Here is a 6445-nt window from a genome sequence, read left to right on the forward strand (position 1 = left end):
GGCAAGGGCCCTCACCCGCTCGCTGTCGCTCGCACCCTCTCCCGCAAACTGCGCGGGAGAGGGTGTATACTTCCAACGAGCATCCTGCACCCAGGCGAATCCTGCGCGTCAGCGCAGTTCTCCCCCCTCCCCCGCGGAGCGGGGGCAGGGGGGCGGGGGGGAGGGGGCCCTCCGCGGGCGAGAGACAGTCCGCCACGGTACACGATCCGCCGTTCTTCCTCTCCGCGAGGAACGAGCGGGGAGGAGCCGGGGGAGGGGCGGCCTGCTGCCGGCGAGATGTCCGTCCTTCCGCTCGGCCTTTGCTTGACCGCCCAACGGCCCCGTCCGCCCGGATGTGGTGTAGTAGAGGACCGGTGATGGCGCACGAGTTGCGCCTCCCGTCGCAGAAGGTTAGTACAAGGTCCGTGGCGGGCGGCAAACGATCGCCCGGCGGATCCCCGGACGTAGGCGCGGAGCGGAATGGAAGAGCGCGTGGTGCTGGTGGACGAGTTCGACAGGGAGATCGGGACGCTGGAAAAGCAGCGCGCCCACACCGAGGGGCGCCTGCACCGCGCCCTGTCCGTGTTCGTGCTCAACTCGCACGGCGAGATGCTGCTTCAGCAGCGGGCGGCGTCCAAGTACCACTCCGGCGGGCTGTGGACCAACGCGTGCTGCTCGCACCCGCGCCCCGGCGAGGCGGTGGAGGACGCCGCGCGGCGCCGCCTGCGCGAGGAGATGGGGATCGACTGCCCGCTGGAGCCCGCGTTCGCCTTTACCTACCACGCGGACGTGGGCGGCGGGCTGGTGGAGCACGAGTACGACCACGTGTTCCTGGCCCGCTACGACGGCGAGCCCGCGCCCGACCCCGACGAGGTAGATGCGTGGCGCTGGGCCTCCGTGGCGCGCCTGGCGGACGAGGTGGTGGATGAGCCGGAGCGGTTCACGGCGTGGTTCCGGATGGTGTTCTCCCGGCCGGACTGGCCCGCGCGCCTGGACAGCTTTGCCCCCGCCGCCGGCTGACCCGTTTTGCGCCATGCCTGCACCGCGCCGGCACGATGCGCAAATCGTGTCCGCTGACGAATGCCGACGCACCGCGCCCGCTATCTCCCGTGAAGAGGGGTGATTAGCGGGCGCGGCTCATAAACGGAAGTTATGGCCCGGCGCGTGCGGATCACTCCGCGCGGTGAAGCACGAAGCGGGCGCTTGCCCACGCGCGAACGGAGGCTCCCGGCACGTTCTCTCCGTGGAAGATGAACTTCCAACCTCCCCCAGGGGTTTGGGAGGAGGTCCGAGCCCGGGCGAGCGAGGGGGCGCCCCGCGTGATCCCGGACCGTCGTGCAGACGGCCCAGAGTCCAGGCGAAGGCAGCCCGCGCAATCTCCGCCACGCCGGGGACGCACCGAAGCCGCGCCGAACGCCCTCCGCTCACCGCGGGCCCGAAATCCAGCATCCGAATCCGATCCGCCGCACGCCGGACGTCATCCGGCCGCGGCGCCAGCATCCCGACCGAGAGCCGCCGATGACCGATACCGCCGCCCCACGCACCGAATCCGACGCCGGCGAGGACCTGTCCGGCAATCCGCTGCTCTCCGGCCGCATCCCGTTTCCGTTCGACGAGATCGCGCCGGAGCACGTGGTCCCCGCCTTTCGCCACGCCCTGGCCCGCGGCAACGAGCAGCTGCAGGCCATCATCGACCTCCAGGCGCCGCGGACGTACGAGAACACCGTCCAGGCCCTGGAAGACGTGAGCGAGCGGCTCAGCCGGGTGGTGCGTCCCGTGTCGCACCTGATGGCCGTGATGAACACGCCCGAGCTGCGCCAGGAGTACGAGACCGTGCTGCCGGAGCTGTCCGCCTTCTACGCGCGCATGCCGCTCAACCCGGAGCTGTGGGCGGCCATCAAGGCGTACGCGGGGACGGACGAGGCCCGCGCCCTCACGGGCGTGCGGCAGCGGCACCTCACCAAGCTCGTCCGCTCGTTCGAGCGCGCCGGCGCCGACCTGCCGCAGGACCAGAAGACGCGCGTGGAAACCCTGCGCGTGGAGCTGTCGCGCCTGACGACGGAGTTTGCCAACCACGTGCTGGACGCCACCAACGCGTGGGACCTGGTCATCACCGACGAGGCGGACCTGGAGGGGCTGCCGGAGAGCGCCCGGGCCCAGGCCCGGGCCGCCGCGCAAAGCAAGGGCGTGGAGGGCTGGCGCTTTACCCTGCAGCTGCCGTCGTACCAGCCCTTCCTGCAGTACGCCGCGCGGCGGGAGCTGCGCCAGCGGATGTACGAGGCGTACATGAACCGCGCCTCCAGCGGCGAGCACGACAACCGCCCCCTGGTCAAGCGCATCCTGGAGCTGCGGCGCGAGCTGGCCGGCGTGCTGGGCTTCAAGGACTACGCGGACTACGCGCTGGAAGACGCCATGGCCCACGACGGCGCCCGCGCGGTGGCGTTCGAGGAGGACCTGACGGCCCGCACGCGCCCCGTGTGGCAGCGCGAGATGGCCGCCGTGGAGGCGTTCGCCCGGGACGAGCTGGGAATCACCTCCCTGGAGCCGTGGGACACCGCGTACGTCGTGGAGCGGCTGCGCCTGGCCCGCTACGACCTGGACGCCGAGGCCCTGCGCCCGTACTTCCCCCTGGACCGCGTGCTGGAGGGGCTGTGGGAGCTGTCCCGCCGCGTCTTTGGCGTGCGGGTGCGCCCGCGCGAGCTGGCCGAGGTGTGGCACCCCGACGTGCGCTTCTTTGACGTGTACGACGAGGACGAGCAGCTGCTGGGCTCGTTCTACGCGGACTGGTTCCCCCGCGAGAGCAAGCGCGGGGGCGCGTGGATGGGCGGGATGATCACGGGCGGGCCGCGGCCGGAGGGCTGGAAGCCGCACCTGGCATCCGTCGTCTGCAACGTCTCTCCGCCGGAGGGCGGCCGCCCCGCCCTGCTCGCGCACCGCGAGGTGGAGACCGTCTTCCACGAGTTCGACCACCTGCTGCACCACACCCTGTCGCGCGTGGAGGTGCCCGCGCTGGCGGGGACGCACGTGCCGTCGGACTGGGTGGAGCTGCCGTCGCAGATCATGGAGAACTGGACGTGGGAGCGTCCGGCCCTGGACCTGTTCGCGCGGCACTACGAGACGGGCGAGCCCATCCCGGAGGCGCTGTTCCAGAAGATGCTGGCCGCCCGCCGGTTCATGGGCGCCACGCACCAGATGCGGCAGCTGAGCTTTGGCACGGTGGACCTGGACCTGCACGTGCGCTACGACCCCGGGACGGACGGCGATCCCATCGAGCGGGCGCGGCAGGTGATGTCGGCGTTCGCCCTCCATCCGCGGTTCGCGAACGACCACTTCATCACGTCGTTCACGCACATCTTCTCCGGCGGGTACGCGGCGGGATACTACAGCTACATGTGGTCCGCCGTGCTGGAGGCCGATGCGTTCAGCCGGTTCCGGGCCGAGGGGCTGTTCAGCCGTGAGACGGGGCGGGCGTTCGTGGACCACGTGCTCAGCCAGGGCGACGCCGAGGATCCCGCGGAGCTGTTCCGCCGCTTCATGGGCCGCGACCCCGACCCCGAGGCGCTCCTGCGCCGCGACCTGGACCTGGGCCTGATGGACGCGGCATAGGCGGGCGGGGGACGGGCCGATCGAGGGCGGGCCGCCCCGTCCCCGGCCCGCGGACAGCGTGGGGGAAGGGAGAACCGGTCCCTGCCGGGGCTGAATTCCTCTCTCGATGCCGCCATCGCCGGGCAGCGGTCGAAACCGGTGCGGAGGGAGCCAGGACCACGCGCACGGATGTTTCCATCCAATCCCCAGGCGCGGCGCCGGGTTTCCACGGCGTTTGGCCGCGCCCGCGGCGGCGCGGGCGGGTGCAGGACCTGCGGCGGATGCGCGGGCTGCGACGATTTTCATTTCCCGCGGCGGGGGTACGCGTATAAATTGCAAAAGAGCACACGGCCCCTCCCGCCCGCGCGGGCGTCGAGCACTCTCCAAACGAACGCATTGGCGGCGACTCGCCGCGTGTGAAGCGCGCGAAAGTGTGTGGCTGCCCGCGTCCGCGCCCCCGGCGCGGGGCGGGACAGGGGCCCGGCGGCACCATTTGCCGATTTCGGGTGTTCAATACGTGTTCTTTGCGACGCCGCGGCGAACGCGCGCCTTGACACCGCGCCGTCCGCACGGGAGAATTCCCGCGGAAATCGCGTCGCAGTGCTCCGCTCCATGCGCCGGAGGTGGGAATGGCACGCCACAACCGTGAAGGGCAGGGCGAGGACCAGCACGGGCGCCGGTACCTGATCGGCTACCAGCCCGACTGGTTTCACCAGATCAAGGTGGCCCGCGGGCTGGACAGCGGGCGCCAGAGCACCAAGATCCTGCTCCGCAACCCCGATCCCCCCTCGGGTGATCCCGGGTCCCGCGTGCGCACGCACATCGTGGCGCCGGACCTGGGGATCGACATCGAGGTCACCCTGCGCGACGAGCGCGGCGTGGTGCGGCGCATCACCGTGGAGACCGTGGTGCCCGAGGGCGAGGAAAAGGGCGAGACGGTGAGCTTCGTCGTCTCCCGCGTCCCCGACGGCCGCCGCGCCGACGGGCGCTGACGGGCCGTTCCGCACCGCGTTTCTTGATCCCACCCGCGCTGCGGCCCGTCCCGCGGCGCGCGACTTTCCATTGGCGCCATCCCATGATCCTGCAGGCCCCCGCCGCCAGTCCCGCCGCAGTCGCCGCCGCCACGGGCGCGCACGACAACCGCCTCCTGTTCGTGGTGAGCGTGGTGGTGGTGGCCAGCGTGGTGGTCTTCACGTCGGGCGTGATCTTTACCCTGCTGCGGCGCAGCGACCGCCGCCGGGCCGAAGAGGAGAAGCTGGCCGCCATGGGCACGGCCACCGCCCGCATCCTGCACCAGATCAAGAACCCCCTGCAGACCATCGTGCTGCACGCGGACCTGCTGCAGAACGAGGCCATGGTGGCGGACCCCATGCACCGCCGCGAGGTGGCCGACGCCATCATCGGCGAGTCGCAGCGGCTGGTGGACATGCTGGGCGAGCTTTCCGTCTACGCCTCCGGCGCCCAGCGCGCGCTCAACCGGCAGCCGGTGGCGCTGGACGCCCTCGTTCGCCAGGTTACGGCCCACGAAACGCGCGAAAGCGAGGAAACAGGCATGCGGGTGGACGACAGCCGCCTGCAGCCCGCCGTGGTGCTGGCCGACGCGTACTACCTGCGGCAGGCCGTCGACAACCTGGTGCGCAACGCCCGCGAGGCCATGGAGGGCCGCGCCGACGCCCGCCTGGACGTGTCGCTGGAGCGCGACGGCACCCACGCCGTCGTCCGCATCGCCGACAACGGCCCGGGCATCGCGCCCGACAAGCTGGAGCGCATCTTTCAGCCGTTCGTATCCACCAAGGGAAAGGGGATGGGACTGGGTTTGGCCATCTGCCGCGAGATCGTGGAGGCGCACGCCGGGCGCCTGGAAGTGGAGAGCGCCCCCGGCGAGGGCACGTGCTTCATCATGCGCCTTCCCCTGTACGGCGACGGGCTCACGACGGGCGCGCTGCCGGGCTTGGCGCCCGAGCCGGTGGGGGCCACGTGGAGCTGAACGGCGTCTTTGCCCCCGCCACCACCCCGTTCGACCCCGTCACGGGCGAGGCAGACGTGATCTCCCTGCGGGCCAACGTGCGGCGGTGGATGTCCACGCCCCTGCGCGGCATCGTCCTCTTTGGCTCCACGGGCGAGGGGCTGCTGCTGGACGAGGAGGAAAAGACGCGGCTCACGGCGGCCACGCGCGAGCTCATCGACGCCAACCGCCTGCTCCTCTGCGGCACGGGCGCCGAGTCCACGCGGGCCACCATCCGCCAGACCCGCGCGGCCGCCGAGGCCGGCGCCGATGCCGTGCTGGTGCAGCCGCCCTCGTTCTACAAGCCGCTGATGACGCCCGCGGCCCTGCGCGACCACTACGTGGCCGTTGCCGACGCGTCGCCCGTGCCCGTGCTGATGTATCAAGTGCCGCCGCGCTTCAGCGGGGTGGAGCTGGAGCCGGGGCTCGTGGCCGAGGTGGCGCGGCACCCCAACGTGGCGGGGATCAAGGACTCGTCGGGCGACCTGCGCACGCTGGGCGCGCTCATCGACGCGTGCCGGGGCGGGTGCTCGGTGCTGGCGGGGAGCGGCGCCATCCTGTACGCGGCCTTGGAGATGGGGGCCGTGGGCGGCATCCTGGCCGTGTCGCTGCTCATGCCCCGCGAGTGCGCCGACCTGGTGACGGCGTTCGAGGCCGAGCGTTTTGGCGACGCGGGCCGGCTGCAGGAGCGCATCGCGCCGCTGCACAAGACGGTCGTGGGCGAGCTGGGCATCCCCGGCATGAAGGCCGCGCTGGACACGCTGGGAATGCACGGCGGCGCGCCCCGTCCGCCCATCCAGCCCCTGCGCAACCGCGACGCCGGCAAGCTGGCCGACGCGCTCGCCGCCGCCGGCATCCTTCCCAATCCCGTGGCGG

The 6445-nt window shown here is 71.8% G+C and carries 5 protein-coding genes; all 5 read left to right on the forward strand.

Going from position 1 to position 6445, the window contains the following annotated elements; translation table 11 throughout:
- The first annotated feature begins 459 nt into the window (after window positions 1–459).
- On the forward strand, window positions 460–999 hold the full coding sequence (gene idi / locus VFZ20_RS08975; RefSeq protein WP_329683522.1) for an isopentenyl-diphosphate Delta-isomerase: 540 nt from the start codon (window positions 460–462) through the stop codon (window positions 997–999).
- A 498-nt stretch (window positions 1000–1497) separates the two neighbouring features.
- The gene (locus tag VFZ20_RS08980) at window positions 1498–3585 is read left to right on the forward strand and encodes a M3 family metallopeptidase (RefSeq protein ID WP_329683523.1); all 2088 of its coding nucleotides are present in this window, start codon (window positions 1498–1500) and stop codon (window positions 3583–3585) included.
- Window positions 3586–4193: 608 nt separating this feature from the next.
- Window positions 4194–4556: a hypothetical protein gene (locus VFZ20_RS08985; RefSeq protein ID WP_329683524.1), complete on the forward strand. Its 363-nt coding sequence runs from the start codon at window positions 4194–4196 to the stop codon at window positions 4554–4556.
- A gap of 83 nt (window positions 4557–4639) precedes the next feature.
- Entirely contained in the window at window positions 4640–5551 is a 912-nt protein-coding gene (locus tag VFZ20_RS08990) for a HAMP domain-containing sensor histidine kinase (RefSeq protein ID WP_329683525.1), read from the forward strand.
- Window positions 5542–6445, forward strand: a 904-nt coding sequence (locus VFZ20_RS08995; RefSeq protein WP_329683526.1) for a dihydrodipicolinate synthase family protein, incomplete at its 3' end; no start/stop codon positions are given. The genes VFZ20_RS08990 and VFZ20_RS08995, both read left to right, overlap by 10 nt.

The organism is Longimicrobium sp. (assembly GCF_036280135.1).
Taxonomy (GTDB): Bacteria; Gemmatimonadota; Gemmatimonadetes; order Longimicrobiales; family Longimicrobiaceae; genus Longimicrobium.